Raw genomic sequence first — 20,620 nt, 5'->3', positions numbered from 1 at the left:
ACGGGATCTGGACGGCGATCTCGACGCCGATCTCGACGGGGCGCTGGGACCTCCGCGCCATGCCCCCTGATCCCGAGGGACGGAGAGCCGGTGCCGAGGCGTGGAGAGCTGATGCCGAGGGACGGAGAGCGGGTACCGAGGCGTGGAGAGCTGATGCCGAGACGCGGGGACGCCGCGCCTCGGCACCGATCAGGCCCTGCCGGCCTTTTCCATGAGCGTGAGCATCTGCTCGGCCTCGGCCCGCCGGGCCTCGGCGACGTCCCCGTCCAGCCGCGTGCACGCGGCAAGGACCCCGCGCGCGCGTGCCGTGGCGGCCTCGTGCCGTCCCAGGTCGGCCTCCAGTCGGCCGGCCGTCAGTTCGGCGCCCGTCCGGGCGTCGAGAAGGGAGTCCCCGAGGGAGGCGAACACGAGGATCGCCCGGGTGATGTGCCCGAGGGCCTCCTCGAACGCGTCCCGCGTGGCAGCCTCCTCCGCGTCGTTCGGCACGGAACGGGCCACCAGATCCCCGAACTGACGGTGGGTGTGCCCGAGTTCGGCGACGACACGGCGCCGTGCCTCCTCGTCCTCGACCCCATCGCCGATTCCGGAGGCGATTCCGGAATCGGTTTCTGCTCCGGTTTCGGGCCCTGCTCCGGCTGCGGGTCCGGTTTCGGTCCCGGCCGCGAGGCGGGCCCCGGTCCCGTCTGTGGTCTCGGTCGCGAGGTGGGCCCCGGTCCCGTCTATGGTCCCGGCCGCGAGGCGGGCCCCAGTCCCGTCTGTGGTCTCGGTCGTGAGGTGGGCCCCGGTCCCGTCTATGGTCCCGGCCGTGAGATGGGCCCCGGTTCCGTCTGTGGTTTCGGTCGTGAGGTGGGCCCCGGTTCCGTCCGTGGTTGTTGTGAGGCGGGCCCAGGCCCCGGCCCCGGCACCGGTCCCGGCGGTGGTTCCCGTTCCGTCCGCGCCGCCGCTCCCGGGCTCGCCCCCGTCTCCGGCTCCGGCCTCGGTTGAGTCGTCCGGCATGCCCGAGTGCTCCGTCTCCGGCGAGCCCGGGGCAGCCGCCCAGCTCTCCAGCGCCGACTCGCACTCCTGGACCGCCGCTCCCATCAGCTCCCGCGCACCGTCGAGCCCCCCGTCCAGCCGGGCCGCGCCCCACGCGCGGGCCCGGAGCGCCCGGACCAGCCCGTGGACGTTGCCCAGCTCGCGCCAGAGGTCGCCCGCACGGGCGTACGCCTGATCCGCCTGGGCGGTCATTCCGGCGTGCCCGAGGGCCTCGGCGGCGAGATGCGCGAGCATCGCGTGGTCGCGCTGTTCGGGCCAGTGCCGGGCGATGTCCGCGGCGCGCAGCCAGTGTTCGGCGGCCTCGCGGTGTTCACCGAGCTCGGTGAGGCAGTCGCCGAGCCACCAGCGCGTCTGCACGATCGCGCCGTCTCCGTGCATGTCGCCGGTCAGATCCGGCAGCGCCGACTCCAGGATCTCGGCGGCCTCCGCCCACCGGCCCCGGCGGAGCAGGAAACCACCGAGCTGGTGGCGGGCCCAGGCCCCCAACGTGGCGGCCTCGCCCGCTTCGTCGGCCCAGTGCGCGGCCTCCAGGGCATGCTCAGAGGCTGGGCCGAACTGCCCGGTGGCGGCCAGTATCTCGGCGAGCCGGAGATGCAGCTGGGCATGGCCGGTCGGCTCCAGGTGGGAATCTCCGTGTTCCAGCGCCGCGCGCGTCGCCCGCTCCGCCGCCTCCGTGTCGCCGAGGTGCATCGCGATTCCGGCGAGCCGGGAGTCGTACTCGACGGCGAACCACGGCAGCCCCGCCGCCACGAACCCCTCGACGGCGCGCGAGAGGAACTCGGCGGCTCCTTCGGCGTCGTCGGCGCGGGCCGCGAGCTCCCCGAGCATCGCGTACGCCTCGGCGGCCCGTGACGCCAGCGCCACGTCCTCCCCGGCGTGCGGCTCCGTGAGGGCCAGCAACTCCCGCGCGGCCTCCTCGGCGGCGACCATGACATCGCCCTCGGTGTCGGTGCCGGCGAGCGGCTGCCCGCCCTGCGGACCGGCCTCCAGCTCGTCCACCCGATGCATCAGCGTCCGCGCCCGCCCCACCAGCACGGACGCCGTCTGCGACACCTCCGTCCCGCCCGCCGCGAAGAGGGCCAGCACCTGCTCGCGCAGCTCCGCGACGATGTCCAGGGCCTCCGCCGCCCCGCCGGACAGCGCCTGGACGTACGCGGCGCGGGAACGGGCCGCCAGCGCCTCGCCGGGGTCGCCCGCCTCGGCGTACAGCTCGGCGGCCCGGTGGAAGAGGTCGGCGCCCTGCGGCCCGCGGCCCATCGCCGCGTGATCGGCGATCTCCGCGCGGTCGCGGACCCGCAGCTCGTGGCCCTCGGAGGCGCGCGAGACCGCCGCCCACGCCTCCACCGCGTCCGGGTTGCGCAGCGCCGAGAGCCGCCGGGCCTCGGCGAGCAGCGCGTCCAGGCCGGGTTCGGCGGCCTCGGCCCCGGCCCGCGGCACGGGAGCGGGGGCCGTCGCCGGCACGTGGTGGCCGGTGCGTGCCGGGCGCGCGGAGCGCACGCCCAGCGGCAGCCGGTCGACGAGCGCCGGCTGATCCATGCGGGCACGGGCGCGCTCGCTGACGTACGACGTGCCGTTGCGGGCGTCGAACCGCGCGGCCAGGTCGAGCGCCTCCCCGCGCGCGTGCACGGCGAGTTCCGCCGCCGTCCACCCGCGCCCCGCGGGCCCGGGAACCGGCTGCCCGCCGAGTCCGCGGGAGGTCAGGCGGTCCATGGTGAGCGCCACCACGGCCATGAAGTCGAGCTTGCTGCGCGGGTCCCCGGAGTCCGTGAAGTAGGCCGGGCGCTCCGCGAGCAGTTCCAGGGCGCGGGCCTCGTTGCCGGTGAGCGCGCAGAACTCCACGTGGTCCGCGTACGCGCCCCGCATGCTCTCCATGGCCCGCACCAGCCGGAAACCGCGCAGATGATGGGCGCGCGCCTCGTCGACGCGCCCCAGGCGCAGCAGCGGCAGCAGGGAGGACGCGAGGACGGTGTGCGGCTCGTGGGCGCAGGTGTACTCGCCCTCCAGCACCGGCGCCCACAGCTCCAGCGCCTCCGGGTCCGCGCCGCGCACAGCCCGCCACCACCCCTGCCCGTGCAGCTCGCACCCGTGGCAGTCGGCCATGGAGTCGCGGTCCGCGGCCATCCAGGCGGCGTACGCGCGCTCGGCGCGCTCCACATCGCCCAGGTGGGCGGCGACACTGAACTCGGCGCTGCGCACGGCCCGTTCGGAGTGGCCGGCCAGACGGTAGCGGTGCTCCATCTCGCCGAGCCACTTCTCTATGGAGGCGAGCGGAACGTGCGGCTGGTCGAGCATGCCCGCCGACATCCACTTGAAGACCCAGTGCAGGGAGTGGATCTCGAACTCGTCGAAGTCCTCGGGCCGCTCGTCCCACATGCGCAGCAGCCGAGCGAAGGGGACGAACATCTTCCCCTTCTCGGAGCTGTAGTTGTAGACCTTCAGCTGGTGCCCGAGCGCCTCGATGACGGCGAGCGGGATGTTCAGCTTCTCCGCCTCCACGAGCAGCTGCTCCGCGCGCGCGTTGCGGCCCGGCCCCTCCGGCTGCTCGTAGTTGTCCGCCATCGCCCGGCGCAGCGTGTCGAAGTCCATGGCCGGGTTCATCGGCGGTCGTCCTTTCCGGGGTCGGGGTGGGTGGCCCACTCCAGGAGGCCGATGAAGGCGCGGTTGAGGAGCGCCGAGTCCGCGGGCCGCAGCGGGCGCTGGGCCATCAGCAGGGCCTGTCCGTAGAGAGACTCCGTTGCGGTGCCCATCAGGTCCGGATCACCGAGCGAACTGATCTTGCGGATCAGCGGGTTGAGGTGATTGAGGACCAGACGCGCGCGGGGGGTGCTGCCGCGCAGCGAGCCGAGAATGCCCGCCCACAGATCGTCGGCCTGCTCCTCGGCCTCCGCACGTGCCTGCTCGTGGCGGGCCGCCCGGTCGTCCAGATGCAGGGCGGGCACCGACATGGGGTGGAAGGCGCGCAGGACGACATCGCAGTTCAGCGGGTCGAGCCTGGCCCGCGCGACCCCCAGGAAGGCAGACAGGGCCAGCTCCTCGGCCGGGTCCACCGCGTCCAGATGAGCCGTCACGGTGTCCGCGTCCAGCTCCGAGACGACCGTCCCGGGGCGCACCGCAGGCAACGCCTCGATCAACTCGCTGTCGTACGTGTAGCCGCCGTTGACGACCCCGACACCCTGGGCGGAGGCGATCGGCGCGACCTGCCGGTACTCCTCGACGGTCCGCGTGAAGTGCACCACCGGGTGCCGCTGCGCGACCTCCTCCAGGGACAGCCGTCCGTCGGTCGTCTCGAAGGGCAGCCACGGCAGCATCGTGCGCAGCATCTCCGCGTCGTGCCGGGCCAGCGACTTCACACCCAGGTGGTGCACCGACAAGAACGCGGCCAGCCGCTCCGGATCGCCCGCCGCGAGTCCGGTCAGCCAGGACCGGATGCGCTCGCCCAGCGCCTCCCGCACGGCGGCCAGGGTCTCGTCCTCGTACAGCGACTCGCGCGACGCGGTGGGCCGCAGACTGTCCGTGTCGAGGACACAGCGCACGAAGAACGCCCAGTCGGGCAGCAGCTGTTCGGCCCGCTCGGTGAGCAGCATGCCCTTCAGGTGCACGCGGTGGGTCGCGCGCTGGGCGGGGCTGACCGCCGACGGCAGGACGTAGGCCACGCCCCGGATCCCGGCGAGCGGCACGTCCAGGTCGATCGAGTCCAGCGGAGTGAACCCGAACAGGTCGTGGCAGTGCCGCGCCAGGGCGATCCTTCGGCCGGCGGGACTCGGATAGGGCCGGTCCCAGGGCGCGGGAAGGTCCGCGATCGGCTCGTCGCCGACGCGCACGTCGTACGGCAGCAGCGCCCCGAAGTCACGTGCCAGCGAGCGGACCCGCTCCTCGCTCAGCCACTCGCCGGCCCCGGCGCGCGCCACCAGGTGCACGGTGGTGCCCGGTTCGGTGCGCGCCTCGTGCGGCAGGGTGCGCACGGTGTACGAGCCGTCGTCGGCCGCCGTCCACTCGACGGGCGCCGCGTCGGGCGTCCGGGCGCTGCGGCTGACCACCCGGATGCGCTCGGCGACGACGAAACACGCCAGCAACCCGATGCCGAACTGGCCGAGGAAGTCCGAACGCGCCGACTCCAGGCCGTCGTTCCGCTTGGAGCTGCGGCCGATGGTCGCCAGCAGGCTGTGCACGTCGGACTCGGTGAGCCCGATGCCGGAGTCCTCCACCCGCAGGGCGCCGTCCTCGGCGTACAGCCGCACCGTGGCCGGGGCGTCCGGCTGCTCGGCGCGCCGCGCGGTGATCGCGTCGACGGCGTTCTGCAGCAGTTCGCGCAGATAGACCTTGGGACTGGAGTAGAGATGATGGGAGAGGAGGTCGACCAGACCGCGCAGGTCGACCTGGAACGTATGAGGTGACGGGGAGGCCTGGGACGGCTGTGAGGTCTGGGAGTCCATCGTCGCTGCGCCGGTGGGTGGGGGGACGTGCGACGGCGCGGGGTCGGGCGGTCCCGGGGGACGGTGACCGCGAAGAGGGCCGGAGCGCGTCATCCTAGGCCCGGAACGAGCCGTCTGACCAGCGGATTTCCGGGACGTATACGGCAATGTCAGTGCGGTGGTGTGCAATGGATCTCGTGCCCGTGCTCGAAGAACCATTGAAGAAGGCGCTCGGTCCCGCCACCGCGAAGGTGATGGCCGAGCACCTCGGCCTGCACACCGTCGGCGACCTGCTGCACCACTACCCCCGCAGATACGAGGAGCGCGGGCAGCTCACCCACCTCGCCGACCTGCCGCTGGACGAACACGTGACCGTGGTCGCCCAGGTCGCCGACGCGCGCCTGGCCACCTTCGCCTCGTCCAAGGCGCCCCGCGGCAAGGGCCAGCGCCTCGAAGTGACCATCACGGACGGCAGCGGCCGCCTCCAGCTGGTCTTCTTCGGGCACGGCGTGCACAAGCCCCACAAGGACCTGCTGCCGGGCACCCGCGCGATGTTCTCCGGCAAGGTCTCCGTCTTCAACCGCCGCCTCCAGCTGGCCCATCCGGCGTACGAACTGCTGCGCGGCGAGGGCGACGAGGCCGTGGAGAGCGTCGACAGCTGGGCGGGCGCCCTCATCCCGATCTACCCGGCCACCGCCAAGCTGGAGTCCTGGAAGATCGCCAAATCCGTCCAGACGGTGCTGCCGAGCGCGCAGGAAGCGGTCGATCCCCTCCCGGACTCGCTGCGGGACGGCCGCGGTCTTGTCACCCTCCCCGAGGCCCTCCTCAAGGTCCACCGCCCGCACACCAAGGCGGACATCCACGACGCCCGCGCCCGCCTCAAGTGGGACGAGGCCTTCGTCCTCCAGGTCGCCCTGGCCCGCCGCCGCCACGCCGACGCCCAGCTCCCCGCCGTCGCCCGCACCCCCCGGCCCGACGGCCTGCTGACCGCCTTCGACGCCAAACTGCCCTTCACCCTCACCGAGGGCCAGCGGAAGGTCTCCAAGGAGATCTTCGACGGCCTCGCCACCGAACACCCGATGCACCGGCTGCTGCAGGGGGAGGTCGGATCGGGAAAGACGATGGTGGCCCTGCGCGCCATGCTCGCCGTGGTCGACGCGGGTGGGCAGGCCGCGATGCTCGCGCCCACCGAGGTGCTCGCCCAGCAGCACCACCGGTCGATCACCGAGATGATGGGGGAGCTCGCCGAGGGCGGCATGCTCGGCGGGGCGGAGCACTCCACGAAGGTCGTGCTGCTCACCGGTTCCATGGGGGCCGCCGGCCGGCGGCAGGCGCTGCTCGACCTGGTCACCGGCGAGGCCGGGATCGTGATCGGCACGCACGCGCTGATCGAGGACAAGGTGCAGTTCCACGACCTGGGCCTGGTCGTGGTCGACGAGCAGCACCGCTTCGGCGTCGAGCAGCGCGACGCCCTGCGCGGCAAGGGCAAGCAGCCCCCGCACCTCCTGGTGATGACCGCCACGCCCATCCCGCGCACGGTCGCGATGACGGTCTTCGGCGACCTGGAGACCTCCGTGCTCGACCAGCTCCCCGCCGGGCGCTCCCCGATCGCCAGCCATGTCGTCCCGGCCGCGGACAAGCCGCATTTCCTCACGCGCGCGTGGGAGCGCGTGCGCGAGGAAGTGGAGAACGGCCATCAGGCGTACGTCGTCTGCCCCCGCATCGGTGACGAGGAGGACGACCCCAAGAAGAGCGGCAAGAAGAAGTCCCCCGAGGACGAGGCGGAGAAGCGTCCGCCGCTGGCCGTCCTCGACGTCGCCGCCCAGCTCGCCAAGGGCCCCCTCCAGGGACTCAGGGTCGAAGTCCTGCACGGCCGGATGCATCCCGACGACAAGGACGCCGTCATGCGCCGGTTCGCCGCGGGCGAGACGGACGTCCTGGTCGCCACGACCGTGATCGAGGTCGGCGTGAACGTCCCGAACGCCACCGCCATGGTCATCATGGACGCCGACCGGTTCGGTGTCTCCCAGCTCCACCAGCTGCGCGGCCGCGTCGGCCGTGGCTCGGCCGCCGCGCTCTGCCTCCTGGTCTCCGAGATGCCGGAGGCGAGCCCGGCCCGGCAGCGGCTGAACGCGGTGGCCTCGACCCTGGACGGCTTCGAGCTCTCCCGCATCGACCTCGAACAGCGCCGCGAGGGCGACGTCCTCGGCCAGGCCCAGTCCGGCGTCCGATCCTCCCTGCGCATGCTCGCCGTCATCGACGACGAGGAGATCATCGCGGAGGCCCGTGAGGAGGCGACCTCGGTCGTCGCGGCCGACCCGGATCTCCAGGGACTCCCGGGCCTGCGCACCGCCCTGGACGCCCTGCTGGACGAGGAACGGGAGCAGTACCTGGACAAGGGCTGAGCGGCGGCGGCCGGCCGACGGCTGAGAGACTGGGAGGAACCGACCCACCCCCAGCGCAAAGGACCCTCATGACCCGCGTGATCGCCGGCCGGGCCGGCGGACGCCGTCTGGCCGTCCCGCCGGGCACCGGCACCCGCCCCACCTCCGACCGGGCGCGCGAGGGCCTCTTCTCCACCTGGCAGTCCCTGCTCGGCGGCCCGCTGGAGGGCGAGCGCGTGCTCGACCTGTACGCCGGCTCGGGCGCCGTCGGCCTGGAGGCGCTCAGCCGCGGCGCCGGACACACCCTGCTCGTCGAGGCGGACGCCCGCGCGGCCAAGGTCATCCGCGACAACGTGAAGTCGCTCGGTCTGCCGGGCGCCGAGGTCAGAGCGGGCAAAGCGGAGCAGATCGTCCGGACGGCGACGCCGGAAGCACCGTACGACCTGGTCTTCCTCGACCCTCCGTACGCCGTCTCGGACGACGATCTTCGGGAGATTCTGCTCACACTCCGGGCCGGGGGCTGGCTCACGGAGGATGCGCTCGTCACCGTGGAGCGCAGCACCAGAGGCGGCGAATTCGGATGGCCGGACGGTTTCGACGCCGTCAGGGCCCGTCGTTACGGCGAGGGCACGTTTTGGTACGGTCGCGCCGCCTCTACGTGCGAAGACGCACGATGACCGGACCGGAGAGCGAGGGACCACTGTTGCGCCGCGCCGTCTGTCCGGGGTCATTCGACCCCATCACCAATGGACACCTCGACATCATCGCCCGCGCCTCCCCGCTGTACGACGTCGTGCACGTCGTGGTGATGATCAATCAGTCGAAGAAGGGCCTGTTCACGGTCGACGAGCGGATCGAGCTGATCCGCGAGGTCACGGCCGAGTTCGGCAATGTCCAGGTCGAGGCCTACCACGGCCTCCTCGTCGACTACTGCAAGCAGCGGGACATCCCGGCCATCGTCAAGGGCCTGCGCGCGGTGAGCGACTTCGACTACGAACTCCAGATGGCCCAGATGAACTACGGCCTCTCGGGCGTCGAGACCCTGTTCATCCCGACCAGCCCCACCTACAGCTTCCTCTCCTCCTCACTGGTCAAGGAAGTCGCGAACTGGGGCGGCGACATCTCCCATCTGGTGCCGCCGGTGGTCCTCGCGGCGCTCAAGGAGCGGCTGGGCCAGGACTGAGGGCCTGACAGCCCGTCACCCGGTGTCGGGCGGGGCAGCAGTGGTCGTACAGTCGACCCGTCCGTCTCCATCACAGCTGTAGAGAGTGGCGAGCACACGGTGGACGTGCAGAAGAAGCTCGATGAGATCGTCGCGGCGGTCGGCAGTGCCCGTTCCATGCCCATGTCGGCCTCGTGCGTGGTCAACCGCGCCGACCTGCTGTCGATGCTGGAAGAGGTGCGCCAGGCACTGCCCGGCTCCCTCGCCCAGGCGCAGGAGCTGATCGGCGGCCGCGAGGAGATGGTCGAGCGGGCCCGTCAGGAGGCCGAGCGGATCATCGAGACCGCGCACGCCGAGCGGGGCTCCCTGATCTCCGACACCGAGGTCGCCCGCCGCTCGCAGAACGAGGCGGACCGCATCCTCGCAGAGGCCCGCCAGGAGGCCGAGGAGGTCCGCGCCGAGGCCGACGACTACGTCGACTCCAAGCTCGCCAACTTCGAGGTCGTCCTCACCAAGACCCTCGGCTCCGTCGGCCGCGGCCGCGAGAAGCTCCTCGGCACCGGCCCGGGCGTCGACGAGCAGGGGTACGAGGACGAGGACGCCCCGGAGCGCAGTTACGACCCGGAGACCCTGCGCCGCAACGCCGACGAATACGTCGACGTCAAGCTCGGCGCCTTCGAGGCCGTCCTCGCCAAGACCCTGGAGGCCGTCGGCCACGGCCGGCAGAAGCTGCACGGCCGGATCGCCAGCGACGACCTCGGCGATCTGAGCGACTTCGGGGACGACGGAACGCCCGGCGCGCACACCAGCGACGCCGACTACCTGGCCGGCCTCGCGGAGCTCGCCGACGTGCCCGACCAGCCCGCCCAGACGCAGGCCCCGGAGCCGGCCGCCCAGCCGTCCTACGGGCAGCAGCAGGAGGCGTACGCCTACCAGCAGCAGGCCGACCCGTACGGCTACCAGCAGCAGTACGCCCAGCAGCAGGACGCGTACGGCTACCAGCAGGCGGACCCGTACGCCGCCTACCAGCAGCAGGGCTACGACCAGCAGCAGGCGTACGACCAGAACCAGCAGCAGGTCTACGCCCAGCAGCAGGCCCATGCCATGGACCAGCAGAACCACGCCCTCGACGAGGCCAGCCTCTTCGACACCAGCATGATCAGCGCGGAGCAGCTGAGGGCGTACGAGCAGGGGCGCGGCGGCCACTGACCACGGGGTCAGGAGAGGCGCGCACCGCCGGCCGAGGCCGGGGGCGCGCACCGGATTGGGCCGAGAGCGAAAGGTCCAGTATCCTGGCTCTTCGGTCGCGTGTACGTCCGCGATCCACGCTGCCCGCGGGACACCAAGGGTGGCGTTCCCTTGAGTTCGAAGATCGAAAGCAGGAATGGCTCTGAACGCCCGCCTCGACCACCGCAATCCTCTCGTGTTCGATACGCACGAGCTGGGGCGGCGTCCTGGCGCGCTCCAGCGCCTGACCCGCACGATCGACGCTCCCAAGGATCTGGGGATCCAGGGTGTCATCGGAGTGCCGGAAGGTGCCCCGATGGAGCTCCGACTCCGCCTCGAGTCGGTCATGGAAGGGGTGCTTGTCACAGGCACCGCCCGTGCATCGGCCAAGGGGGAGTGCGTAAGGTGTCTGGAGCCGCTCGAGCAGGTGCTCGCAGCGGATTTCCAGGAGATGTTCTCGTACCCTGACGCCGATGACCGGGGCCGCCCCAAGGCGGAACCGGTCGACGACGCCGAGGACGACGAGGACACGCTCTTCCTCGAGGACGGCCTGTTCGACCTCGAACCCGTGCTGCGTGATGCGGTGGTGCTCGCACTGCCGATGCAGCCGGTGTGCCAGGACGACTGCCCCGGCCTGTGCTCCGAGTGTGGAGCGCGGCTCGCGGACGACCCGGAGCACCACCATGAAGCCGTCGACATCCGTTGGGCGGCACTGCAGGGACTCGCCGGTTCACTCGAAGATGGCGAGAAGGACGAGTTGAGCGGCGCCGAACCTGGCGTCGACGAGAAGCAGGAGAAGTAGCCGTGGCTGTTCCGAAGCGGAAGATGTCGCGCAGCAACACGCGCCACCGCCGGTCGCAGTGGAAGGCTGCGGTCCCCACCCTGGTTGCGTGCGAGCGCTGCCACGAGCCCAAGCTGCAGCACATCGCGTGCCCGGCTTGCGGCACCTATAACAAGCGCCAGGTCCTCGAGGTCTGAGCGGCTGGTGAGAGGTCTGATGTCTGACGCCAAGGCGGATCCAATCGCCAAGAAAAAGGCGGACAACACAGCCTCGTCCCACACGCTTCTGGAAGGGCGGCTCGGCTACAAGCTCGAGTCCGCCCTTCTGGTGCGTGCGCTGACCCATCGTTCCTACGCGTACGAGAACGGCGGTCTGCCGACCAACGAGCGTCTGGAGTTCCTCGGGGACTCCGTACTGGGCCTCGTGGTCACGGACACGCTGTACCGCACCCACCCCGACCTGCCCGAAGGCCAGCTGGCCAAGTTGCGGGCCGCGGTGGTCAATTCTCGTGCGCTGGCGGAAGTGGGCCGCGGCCTCGAACTCGGCTCCTTCATCCGGCTCGGCCGGGGCGAGGAAGGCACGGGAGGCCGGGACAAGGCGTCCATCCTCGCCGACACCCTTGAAGCGGTGATCGGCGCTGTCTATCTCGACCAGGGTCTGGAAGCGGCGGGCGAACTCGTCCACCGGCTCTTCGACCCGCTGATCGAGAAGTCCTCGAATCTGGGTGCAGGCCTGGACTGGAAGACCAGTCTCCAGGAGCTCACGGCGACCGAGGGGCTCGGAGTTCCCGAGTACCTGGTCTCGGAGACCGGCCCGGACCACGAGAAGGTCTTTACTGCTGCCGCCCGCGTCGGAGGCGTCTCGTACGGCACCGGCACCGGCCGCAGCAAGAAGGAGGCGGAACAGCAGGCCGCGGAGTCCGCGTGGCGTGCCATCCACTCCGCCGCGGACGAACGCGCGAAGTCGGCCCAGGCCGCCGAACAGGCGGCTCGTGCCGCCCAGCAGGCGGCTCAGGACGTCGAGGAGACCGCCGACACCTCCTCGACGCCGAGCACCGACACGGCCACGGCCTGAATCCTTCATCCAACTGAAGTACCGGCAGTACGAGCACAACTGAAGTACCCGCAGCACCCGTAGTAACCCGCAGTACCGGACCCCGTCGCAGCGCACTCGCGCCGCGGCGGGGTCCGCGCGTTGTACGGCCCCGGCCGCGGGCCGCGGCCGGCCCCAACTCCTCGGCGGCCGCGTGCCGCTGGGCCGGGACGGACTGCTCGTCGACGGCCGCCGTCGGGCGCGATGTACCCTTCCGGCATCACCGCTCAGACCGCCCCTCAGGAGGAGTCCCGTGCCCGAACTGCCCGAAGTCGAAGTCGTGCGGCGGGGGTTGGAGCGCTGGGTCACCGGGCGGGTCGTGAAATCGGTGGACGTACGGCATCCGCGGGCCGTGCGGCGGCATCTGGCGGGGCCCGACGGCTTCGCGAAGGCACTCGCCGGGCACCGGGTGGGTGAGGCGATGCGCCGCGGCAAGTACCTGTGGCTGCCGCTCGACGACTCGCCGTACTCCGTGCTCGCGCACCTCGGTATGAGCGGCCAGCTCCTCGTGCAGCCGGAGGACGCCACCGAGGAGAAGCACCTGCGCATCCGCATCCGCTTCGAGGACACCCAGGGCACCGAGCTGCGCTTCGTCGACCAGCGCACGTTCGGCGGGCTGTCGCTGCACGAGAACACTCCGGACGGCCTTCCCGACGTCATCGCGCACATCGCCCGCGACCCGCTCGACCCCCTCTTCGACGACGCCGCGTTCCACACCGCGCTGCGGGCCCGCCGTACGACGATCAAACGCGCCCTGCTCGACCAGTCGCTGATCAGCGGCGTCGGGAACATCTACGCGGACGAGGCGCTCTGGCGCTCCAAGCTGCACTACGAACGCCCGACGGGGACCATGACCCGGCCGCGCACCGCCGAACTCCTCGGCCACATCCGCGACGTCATGAACGACGCCCTCGCGGTCGGCGGCACCAGCTTCGACAGCCTGTACGTCAACGTCAACGGCGAGTCGGGCTACTTCGACCGCTCGCTCGACGCGTACGGGCGCGAGGGGGAGCCCTGCCACCGCTGCGGGACGCCGATTCGCCGGCGGGCCTGGATGAACCGCTCGAGCTACTTCTGCCCGCGCTGCCAGCGGGCACCCCGCCCCGGCGCCTGACTTCCGCCTGCGGCCTGACCCTTACGCCTCGCGCCGGGCCGCGCGCGTCTCGTCGTAGCGCCCGCGGGCCTCCAGGACGTCGTCCATGCGGCCCTCGACGAACGTGATGAGGGTCAGCAGCCGCCCGGCGACCTCGCGGCCCAGCGGCGTGAGGGTGTAGTCGACGCGCGGCGGGTTCGTGGGACGCGCGTCGCGGTGCACCAGACCGTCGCGCTCCAGCGCCTGCAGGGTCTGCGAGAGCATCTTCTCGCTGACCCCGTCGACCCGGCGGCGCAGCTCGTTGAACCGGAACGTGCCGTCGTACAGCGCTCCCAGCGTGAGCGAGCCCCAGCGGCCGGTGACATGCTCCAGCGTGCCCCGGGACGGGCAACCACGGGCGAACACGTTGTACGCGAGGTCCTTGCCGTCGGCGCACACGGTGCCCTCGTCACTCCCGGCGCGCTCCGTGATCTGCGCGGACGATTCCATACGACCAGCATACTCAGCCACAGCGCCGCCCAGGGGGTTGCACTAACTTCCGGTTAGCCGTTGTGCGCTGGGCGTCCTGGCCACCGGGGACGGAACGGCGGTGGGCACGGAGCGCCGGAGTGGGCCGCCCTTCGAGTCGCGCGCCGGGACCGGTCAGGACGGACGACGGCCCGGACACGGCCCGGACAACGAGCCGGAGACACTGCCACGGCCGACCCCCCGAGCGGGCCGGCCATGTGATCCGCGGCTACCTCAGTAGCCGAAGTCCTGCGTCCACCAAGGGCCGCCCGTGGCGAAGTGGACTCCGACGCCGAGGGTCTTGAAGTCGCAGTTCAGGATGTTGGCCTTGTGGCCGGGGCTGTTCATCCAGGCGTCCATGACGGCGGCCGCGTCGGCCTGGCCGCGGGCTATGTTCTCGCCGCCGAGGCTGCTGATCCCGGTCTTCGCCGCACGGTCCCAGGGGGTGAGCCCGCTCGGGTCGGTGTGGTCGAAGAAGTCCCGCGCCGCCATGTCCTCGCTGAAGGTCTGGGCCAGGTCCGACAGGGCGCTGTTAGCGGCCACCGGGCTGCAGCCGACCTTGGCCCGCTCGTCGTTGACGAGCTTGATCACCTCGGCCTCGGCAGCGGCCTCCGCGGACACGTGCACCGGGACCTTGGTGACCGGCGCCTTGGTGGCGGTCTTGGAGGGCTTCGGGACCTTGGGGGCCTTCGTCTTCCCGCTGGGCTCGGCGGTCGGCACCGTCGACGGCTGCGCCGTGGTCGGAGCGGCCGCCGGCGACGAGGCGGAAGAAGAGGGGGCCGAGGGGGCGGTCGAGGGCGTGGTCGCGCGATTGGCGCCACGGCTCGTCGACGTGTCGTCGCGGGAGTCCGCGCTGCCCGAGGTGCCGCCCTGCTGGGTGTCGATGCTGGACGGCGAGCTCGCGGCCTGAACGCTGTCGGAGTTGTTGCTGCCACCGCCGAGCGCGTAGTTGTCGCTGCCGGGCAGGACACCGGCCGCGACGGCCACGGTGCCGAGGGCCACGGCTGCGGAGACGCCGAGCAGCCCCGTACGGACCGGCGTCGCGCCCTTCCTCTTGCGGTGCGAGCGGGCGGAGGCCGCGGACGGGAGATCGGCGACGGCGGCGTAGCCGTACAGGTTCTCCGGGCCGTAGCTTTCCGTGTGGGCACCGCTCGTATCTGTGACTCCGGTGGCGCGCCCTGTGGCGGCGCGGCCGGCGTCGGAGCGTCGGTGGCGTCCCATCTCTTGGGCCTTCCTCGATCTTGAGTCAGCGATCCTCACCCGAACCTCACCCGAAAGAGTGAGTTTCTAATGAGACTCATTGGGTCGGGACGGTACCCCATGGCGCAAGGGGAGGATGTGCTCCGCGAGACATTGTCCGGTTAGCGTGCAGCCATGAACGAGGTTGTACGGCTGGTCGTCTGGGTGCGCGGACGGGTCCAAGGTGTGGGTTTCCGCTGGTTTACGCGGGCCGAGGCGCTGGAGATCGGCGGGCTGAGTGGTTTTGCTCTCAATCTCGACGACGGACGCGTCCAGGTCGTCGCGGAGGGCTCCCGGGCCGGCTGTCAGAGTCTGCTCGACTGGCTCCAGGGAGACGACACGCCCGGCCGGGTCGACGGAGTCACTGAGATCTGGGACACGCCCCGGGGGATCTACGACGGCTTCGCCATCCGGTGACGATGACGGCCTCGAAAGCCCCGAAAAGATGTCACGGCGTATGCCACCGGCACCCGTCAGTAGCGGAAACGGCCTGGTGGTTGCCAAGAACGGCTCGAAGTGGCAGGCTCCCGAGGTAACGATGATCTCGACGCCCTGAGGGCCCCGCAGGAGTCGCCGCGCCGCCGTTTCAGAAGCCGCGCGACAGTGGGTTGCCCGCCGATACGGGGCGTGATCGTGTTGACCGTCAAACTTTTTGGTGAGACGCTGAAAGCCCCGCGCACCTTAGCTGTTTGGCATGTGGAACGGCAGCACGACATCAGCAGTGTCAAGCATCGCGGGTGCGATTCCCTCACGACCCACACCGCTTCGGTCGGTCACTCAGTGTGGAGGACCATCCATCATGGCAAAGGCGCTTCTCGGTTACGTCGGCGGTTCCGACCCGCGACTCATTGCCGAGATGCGACGGCTCCAGCAGCGCGTCCAGGACCTCGAATCCGAGCTTGTACGGATCCAGGCCGAGAACGACGCGCTCGCGGCTGCCGCTTCTCACGATTCGCTTCTCGAGAGCATCGACGTACCCCAGGCGGAGCCTGCGCTCACCTGACCACTGCACCGCACCACGACAGCAGTGGTTGGGCAGCCCGAATCAACCGCTAAGTTGTCAGATTTGCAAGGGACGCCCTTAGGCGTCCCTTCTTTCTTTCCCCCGAACACCCTTCCCCCTCTTTAACGTCTGGTGTGCCCTGCGCGTTCATGGGCGAAACCGCGCGTTCATGGAGTGAGACCGGCCCGAAAGGTAGAGTCCAGCGGCGTGCACCTCAAGGCCCTGACCCTGCGCGGGTTCAAGTCGTTCGCCTCCGCGACAACGCTGCGGTTCGAGCCGGGCATCACCTGTGTCGTGGGCCCCAACGGTTCGGGCAAGTCCAACGTCGTGGACGCGCTCAGCTGGGTCATGGGCGAGCAGGGGGCCAAGTCGCTGCGCGGCGGCAAGATGGAGGACGTCATCTTCGCCGGCACCACCGGGCGTCCGCCGCTCGGCCGTGCCGAGGTCTCCCTCACCATCGACAACTCCGACGGGGCCCTGCCCATCGAGTACGCCGAGGTCACCATCACGCGGATCATGTTCCGCAACGGCGGCAGCGAGTACCAGATCAACGGCGACACCTGCCGACTGCTCGACATCCAGGAGCTGTTGTCCGACTCCGGCATCGGCCGTGAGATGCACGTCATCGTCGGACAGGGCCAGCTCGACTCCGTCCTGCACGCCGATCCGATGGGCCGCCGCGCCTTCATCGAGGAGGCGGCGGGCGTCCTCAAGCACCGCAAGCGCAAGGAGAAGGCGCTACGGAAGCTGGACGCCATGAAGGCGAACATGGCGCGCGTCCAGGACCTCACGGACGAGCTGCGGCGCCAGTTGAAGCCGCTCGGCAGGCAGGCCGCCGTGGCACGCCGCGCCGCCGTCATCCAGGCCGACCTGCGCGACGCCCGGCTGCGCCTCCTCGCCGACGACCTCGTGCGCCTGCGGGGGGCGCTCCAGTCCGAGATCGCCGACGAGGCAGCGCTCAAGCAGCGCAAGGAAACAGCCGAGGCCGAGCTGAAGAAGGCGCTCCAGCGGGAGGCCCTGCTGGAGGACGAGGTACGGCAGCTGACGCCGCGCCTCCAGCGCGCACAGCAGACCTGGTACGAACTCTCCCAGCTCGCCGAGCGGGTGCGCGGCACGATCTCGCTGGCCGACGCGCGCGTGAAGAGCGCCACCTCGGTGCCCGCCGAGGAACGGCGCGGACGCGACCCCGAGGACATGGAGCGCGAGGCCGCGCGGATCCGTGAGCAGGAGGCCGAACTCGAAGCGGCCCTGGAGGCGGCCGAGCGGGCCCTGGAGGACACCGTCGCGCACCGCGCCGAACTGGAGCGCGAACTCACCGTCGAGGAACGCCGTCTCAAGGACGTGGCCCGCGCCATCGCCGACCGCCGCGAGGGCCTCGCCCGCCTCAATGGACAGGTCAACGCCGCCCGTTCACGCGCCGCCTCCGCGCAGGCCGAGATCGAACGCCTCGCCGCCGCCCGCGACGAGGCCCAGGAGCGCGCGGTCATGGCCCAGGAGGAGTACGAGCAGCTGAAGGCCGAGGTCGACGGCCTCGACGCGGACGACGCCGACCTCACGGAACAGCACGAGGCGGCCAGGCGGGCCCTGTCCGACGCCGAGGCCGCGCTGACCGCGGCCCGCGAGGCGGCCACCTCGGCCGAACGCAAGCGGGCCGCCACCCAGGCCCGCCGCGAGGCGCTGGCCCTCGGCCTGCGGCGCAAGGACGGCACGGGAGTCCTCCTCGGTGCCACGGACCGGCTCACCGGGGTGCTGGGTCCCGCCGCCGGACTGCTGTCGGTCACCCCCGGCTTCGAGGTCCCGCTCGCCGCCGCGTTCGGCGCGGCCGCGGACGCCATCGCGGTCACCACTCCCGCCTCGGCGGCCGAGGCCATCCGTCTGCTGCGCAAGCAGGACGCGGGACGGGCTGCGCTGCTGCTCGCCGGAGCGCCCGAGGAACCCCACGCCGCCGCCGGACCGGCGAACGGCGCCTCCATGGACGTACGCCTTCATGACGGGGACCAGGACAAGGACCGCGACCAGGACCAGGACCTGCACGGGGAGCGGAGCGACAGGCCTCCGTACGCCGCCGATCTCGTCCGGGGTCCCGCCGAGCTGATGCCCGCCGTACGGCGGCTGCTGCGCGGGATCGTCGTCGTCGGGACCCTCGAAGAGGCCGAGGATCTGGTCTACGCGCGGCCCGCACTCACCGCGGTGACCGCCGAGGGCGACCTGCTCGGGGCGCACTTCGCGCACGGCGGGTCCGCCGGGGCGCCCAGTCTGCTCGAAGTGCAGGCCTCGGTGGACGAGGCTGCGGCCGAGCTCGAGGAACTGGCCGTCCGCTGCGACGAGTTGACCGAGGCGCAGCGCCTGGCGACCGAACTGCGCACGGAGCGGGCCGCGCTCGTCGAGGAGCTGGGGGAGCGGCGGCGGGCCGCCGAGCGGGAGAAGTCGTCGGTCGCGCAGCAGCTCGGACGGCTGGCCGGGCAGGCGCGGGGCGCCGCGGGGGAGGCGGAGCGGAGCACCGCGGCCGCAGCCCGCGCGCAGGAGGCGCTCGACCGGGCCGTTGAGGAGGCCGAGGAACTGGCCGAACGGCTCGCCGTGGCCGAGGAGATGCCGGTCGAGGAGGAACCCGACACCTCGGTACGGGACCGGCTCGCCGCCGACGGCGCCAACGCGCGGCAGACGGAGATGGAGGCCCGGCTCCAGGTGCGTACGCACGAGGAGCGGGTCAAGGGACTGGCCGGACGGGCCGACTCGCTCGACCGGGCCGCCCGTGCCGAACGCGAGGCACGCGCGCGTGCCGAGCAGCGCCGTGCCCGGCTGCGCCACGAGGCGGCCGTCGCCGAGGCCGTCGCCTCCGGTGCGCGGCAGCTGCTCGCGCACGTCGAGGTCTCGCTCGCCCGGGCGGAGGAGGAGCGCACCGCCGCCGACAGCGCCAAGGCCCGCCGCGAGCAGGAGCTCGTGACCGCGCGGAGCCAGGGCCGCGACCTCAAGGCGGAGCTCGACAAGCTCACCGACTCGGTGCACCGGGGCGAGGTGCTCGGCGCGGAGAAGCGGATGCGCATAGAGCAGCTGGAGGCGAAGGCGCTGGACGAACTCGGCGTCGAGCCGGCGGGACTGGTCGCGGACTACGGCCCCGATCAGCTCGTACCGCCGTCGCTGCCCGCCGAGGGCGAGGAACTGCCCGAGGACCCGGAACACCCGCGCAACCAGCCCCGGCAGTTCCACCGTGCCGAGCAGGAGAAGCGGCTCAAGTCGGCCGAACGGGCGTACCAGCAGCTCGGCAAGGTCAATCCGCTCGCCCTGGAGGAGTTCGCCGCGCTGGAGGAGCGCCACAAGTTCCTCAGCGAGCAGCTGGAGGACCTCAAGAAGACACGCGCCGATCTTCTCCAGGTGGTGAAGGAGGTCGACGAGCGCGTCGAGCAGGTCTTCACCGAGGCATACCGGGACACCGCCCGGGAGTTCGAGGGCGTCTTCAGCCGGCTGTTCCCGGGCGGGGACGGACGGCTCATCCTGACCGACCCCGACAACATGCTCACCACGGGTGTCGACGTGGAGGCCAGACCGCCGGGCAAGAAGGTGAAGCGGCTCAGCCTGCTCTCCGGCGGCGAGCGGTCGCTGACCGCCGTCGCGCTCCTCGTGTCGATCTTCAAGGCGCGCCCCAGTCCGTTCTATGTGATGGACGAGGTCGAGGCGGCGCTTGACGACACCAACCTCCAGCGGCTGATCAGGATCATGCAGGAGCTGCAGGAGGCTTCCCAGCTGATCGTGATCACGCACCAGAAGCGCACGATGGAGGTCGCCGACGCCCTGTACGGCGTCTCCATGCAGGGCGACGGCGTCTCGAAGGTCATCAGCCAGCGACTGCGCTGACGCCCGGGCGCGCACCCTGTGCGCCCGGAGTCCGTGCCGGCTGACGCCCCGATGCCTGCTCCGTGCGCTCGGCGCCCGTGCCGGCTGACGCCCACGCGCGCTCCGTGCGCTCGGCGCCCGGGCCGGTTGACGCCCACCGCACGCCCCGTGCGCCCGTGCCCGTACCCCGTACCCACCCGATGCCGTGGGTCTACGGCCCGTCCGGCTCCGGCAGGTCCGCGCCGACGCCCTCGTCGGCGAGTTCGGCGAGCACCTCCGCGTGGCAGCGCTCGGGGACGCACCAGCAGCCGAGCCGGTGGCCGCGCAGGGCGGGCAGCCGGGCCAGCAGCTCCGGACGCGCCAGCAGATAGGCGCGGTACATCTCGACGACCTCCTCCCGGCTGCCGTCGTGCCCCGGGCGGAACGGACTCGCCAGCGGGGACCCGGTCAGGTGCCAGCCGCCCCGGTGCATGGGGCGGCCGACGTACACCACATCGGCGTACGCGGGATCGTCGCGGTGACCCTTGAGGTTGACGACCGTCGTGGGCGGCATGACCGGATCCTCGCCGCTCGGGCCGTCACGGGCAACGCGAACACGGCACGGAGGGGGTTCGCGCGGGTGTACCCCTGGGGCCGCCCGCGGTGTTCCGCGCGTCACAGCCGGGCGCCGCGCTCAGGATCGGTCCGCCGGAACAGCCCTCGCGGACACCGCCCGAGCCGGGGGCCTGACGGGCTCGATCGCCCGCGGGGTCGGCCACGGGCAAGCCGACACGCTGCGGATTCCACTGATTCGACACGGCGGAATGACGGCGCGACCCGGTGCGCACGGTGACCGTGGTGGACCATTCGGGCAC

At 71.7% G+C, this 20,620-nt stretch carries 16 protein-coding genes; 11 read left to right on the top strand and 5 right to left on the bottom strand.

The window, feature by feature from the left end; translation table 11 throughout:
- Positions 1-189 precede the first annotated feature (189 nt).
- Both ACZ4N5_RS26360 and ACZ4N5_RS26355 read right to left on the bottom strand, forming a co-directional pair.
- Positions 190-3,633: a tetratricopeptide repeat protein gene (locus tag ACZ4N5_RS26360; RefSeq protein WP_467759521.1), complete on the bottom strand. Its 3,444-nt coding sequence runs from the start codon at positions 3,631-3,633 to the stop codon at positions 190-192.
- Positions 3,630-5,468 carry an HSP90 family protein gene (locus tag ACZ4N5_RS26355; RefSeq protein ID WP_467759520.1) on the bottom strand — a complete coding sequence of 613 codons (1,839 nt, stop codon included), beginning with the start codon at positions 5,466-5,468 and terminating at the stop codon, positions 3,630-3,632. Before ACZ4N5_RS26355 ends, ACZ4N5_RS26360 begins: the two co-directional genes overlap by 4 nt.
- Before the next feature lie 167 nt (positions 5,469-5,635).
- Here ACZ4N5_RS26355 and recG point away from each other — a divergent pair, with 167 nt between their 5' ends.
- The 8 genes from recG to mutM all read left to right on the top strand — a co-directional run bounded on the left by recG (position 5,636) and on the right by mutM (position 13,207).
- Positions 5,636-7,852: an ATP-dependent DNA helicase RecG gene (recG, locus tag ACZ4N5_RS26350; protein WP_467759519.1), complete on the top strand. Its 2,217-nt coding sequence runs from the start codon at positions 5,636-5,638 to the stop codon at positions 7,850-7,852.
- Positions 7,853-7,920: 68 nt separating this feature from the next.
- Positions 7,921-8,508 (top strand): 16S rRNA (guanine(966)-N(2))-methyltransferase RsmD, encoded by a 588-nt coding sequence (rsmD, locus tag ACZ4N5_RS26345; protein WP_467759518.1) that lies wholly within the window; start codon positions 7,921-7,923, stop codon positions 8,506-8,508.
- 26 nt (positions 8,509-8,534) lie between these two features.
- Complete coding sequence (gene coaD / locus ACZ4N5_RS26340) at positions 8,535-9,014, top strand: pantetheine-phosphate adenylyltransferase (RefSeq protein WP_261708304.1); 480 nt, start codon at positions 8,535-8,537, stop codon at positions 9,012-9,014.
- Between the two features lie 99 nt (positions 9,015-9,113).
- Entirely contained in the window at positions 9,114-10,202 is a 1,089-nt protein-coding gene (locus tag ACZ4N5_RS26335; protein WP_467759517.1) for an ATP synthase F0 subunit B, read from the top strand.
- Positions 10,203-10,377: 175 nt separating this feature from the next.
- Positions 10,378-11,022: a YceD family protein gene (locus tag ACZ4N5_RS26330; RefSeq protein ID WP_467759516.1), complete on the top strand. Its 645-nt coding sequence runs from the start codon at positions 10,378-10,380 to the stop codon at positions 11,020-11,022.
- A gap of 2 nt (positions 11,023-11,024) precedes the next feature.
- Positions 11,025-11,198, top strand: coding sequence for a 50S ribosomal protein L32 (rpmF, locus tag ACZ4N5_RS26325; RefSeq protein ID WP_006139588.1), 174 nt, complete (start codon positions 11,025-11,027; stop codon positions 11,196-11,198).
- 19 nt (positions 11,199-11,217) lie between these two features.
- Positions 11,218-12,075, top strand: a complete 858-nt coding sequence (gene rnc, locus ACZ4N5_RS26320; protein WP_467759515.1) for a ribonuclease III — start codon at positions 11,218-11,220, stop codon at positions 12,073-12,075.
- Between the two features lie 271 nt (positions 12,076-12,346).
- Complete coding sequence (gene mutM, locus ACZ4N5_RS26315) at positions 12,347-13,207, top strand: bifunctional DNA-formamidopyrimidine glycosylase/DNA-(apurinic or apyrimidinic site) lyase (RefSeq protein ID WP_467759514.1); 861 nt, start codon at positions 12,347-12,349, stop codon at positions 13,205-13,207.
- 21 nt (positions 13,208-13,228) lie between these two features.
- Here the strand turns inward: mutM and ACZ4N5_RS26310 are convergent, their stop codons facing one another.
- Both ACZ4N5_RS26310 and ACZ4N5_RS26305 read right to left on the bottom strand, forming a co-directional pair.
- Positions 13,229-13,675 (bottom strand): winged helix-turn-helix transcriptional regulator, encoded by a 447-nt coding sequence (locus ACZ4N5_RS26310; protein ID WP_467759513.1) that lies wholly within the window; start codon positions 13,673-13,675, stop codon positions 13,229-13,231.
- 252 nt (positions 13,676-13,927) lie between these two features.
- Positions 13,928-14,914 (bottom strand): CAP domain-containing protein, encoded by a 987-nt coding sequence (locus ACZ4N5_RS26305; RefSeq protein ID WP_467759512.1) that lies wholly within the window; start codon positions 14,912-14,914, stop codon positions 13,928-13,930.
- A 153-nt stretch (positions 14,915-15,067) separates the two neighbouring features.
- On the opposite strand from ACZ4N5_RS26305, the gene ACZ4N5_RS26300 reads away from it, so the two are divergent.
- The 3 genes from ACZ4N5_RS26300 (at position 15,068) to ACZ4N5_RS26290 (ending at position 19,787) form a co-directional block, all read left to right on the top strand.
- Positions 15,068-15,349 carry an acylphosphatase gene (locus tag ACZ4N5_RS26300; RefSeq protein WP_467759511.1) on the top strand — a complete coding sequence of 94 codons (282 nt, stop codon included), beginning with the start codon at positions 15,068-15,070 and terminating at the stop codon, positions 15,347-15,349.
- 382 nt (positions 15,350-15,731) lie between these two features.
- Complete coding sequence (locus tag ACZ4N5_RS26295) at positions 15,732-15,935, top strand: hypothetical protein (protein WP_028802434.1); 204 nt, start codon at positions 15,732-15,734, stop codon at positions 15,933-15,935.
- A gap of 207 nt (positions 15,936-16,142) precedes the next feature.
- Entirely contained in the window at positions 16,143-19,787 is a 3,645-nt protein-coding gene (locus tag ACZ4N5_RS26290) for a chromosome segregation SMC family protein (protein ID WP_467759510.1), read from the top strand.
- 190 nt (positions 19,788-19,977) lie between these two features.
- On the opposite strand, the gene ACZ4N5_RS26285 is transcribed toward ACZ4N5_RS26290, so the two are convergent.
- Positions 19,978-20,319, bottom strand: a complete 342-nt coding sequence (locus tag ACZ4N5_RS26285; RefSeq protein ID WP_467759509.1) for a DUF4326 domain-containing protein — start codon at positions 20,317-20,319, stop codon at positions 19,978-19,980.
- Positions 20,320-20,620: the final 301 nt, after the last annotated feature.

The organism is Streptomyces sp. NPDC026500, from assembly GCF_055567635.1.
This window is presented reverse-complemented; position numbering and strand designations above follow the sequence as displayed.

Coding starts and splice junctions, on each gene's coding strand:
- ACZ4N5_RS26310 (WP_467759513.1), bottom strand. CDS start 13,675: ATGGAATCGTCCGCGCAGATCACGGAGCGCGCCGGGAGTGACGAGGGC.
- ACZ4N5_RS26295 (WP_028802434.1), top strand. CDS start 15,732: ATGGCAAAGGCGCTTCTCGGTTACGTCGGCGGTTCCGACCCGCGACTC.
- rsmD (WP_467759518.1), top strand. CDS start 7,921: ATGACCCGCGTGATCGCCGGCCGGGCCGGCGGACGCCGTCTGGCCGTC.
- rnc (WP_467759515.1), top strand. CDS start 11,218: ATGTCTGACGCCAAGGCGGATCCAATCGCCAAGAAAAAGGCGGACAAC.
- recG (WP_467759519.1), top strand. CDS start 5,636: ATGGATCTCGTGCCCGTGCTCGAAGAACCATTGAAGAAGGCGCTCGGT.
- ACZ4N5_RS26285 (WP_467759509.1), bottom strand. CDS start 20,319: ATGCCGCCCACGACGGTCGTCAACCTCAAGGGTCACCGCGACGATCCC.
- ACZ4N5_RS26305 (WP_467759512.1), bottom strand. CDS start 14,914: ATGGGACGCCACCGACGCTCCGACGCCGGCCGCGCCGCCACAGGGCGC.
- ACZ4N5_RS26355 (WP_467759520.1), bottom strand. CDS start 5,468: ATGGACTCCCAGACCTCACAGCCGTCCCAGGCCTCCCCGTCACCTCAT.
- ACZ4N5_RS26330 (WP_467759516.1), top strand. CDS start 10,378: ATGGCTCTGAACGCCCGCCTCGACCACCGCAATCCTCTCGTGTTCGAT.
- ACZ4N5_RS26360 (WP_467759521.1), bottom strand. CDS start 3,633: ATGAACCCGGCCATGGACTTCGACACGCTGCGCCGGGCGATGGCGGAC.
- ACZ4N5_RS26300 (WP_467759511.1), top strand. CDS start 15,068: ATGAACGAGGTTGTACGGCTGGTCGTCTGGGTGCGCGGACGGGTCCAA.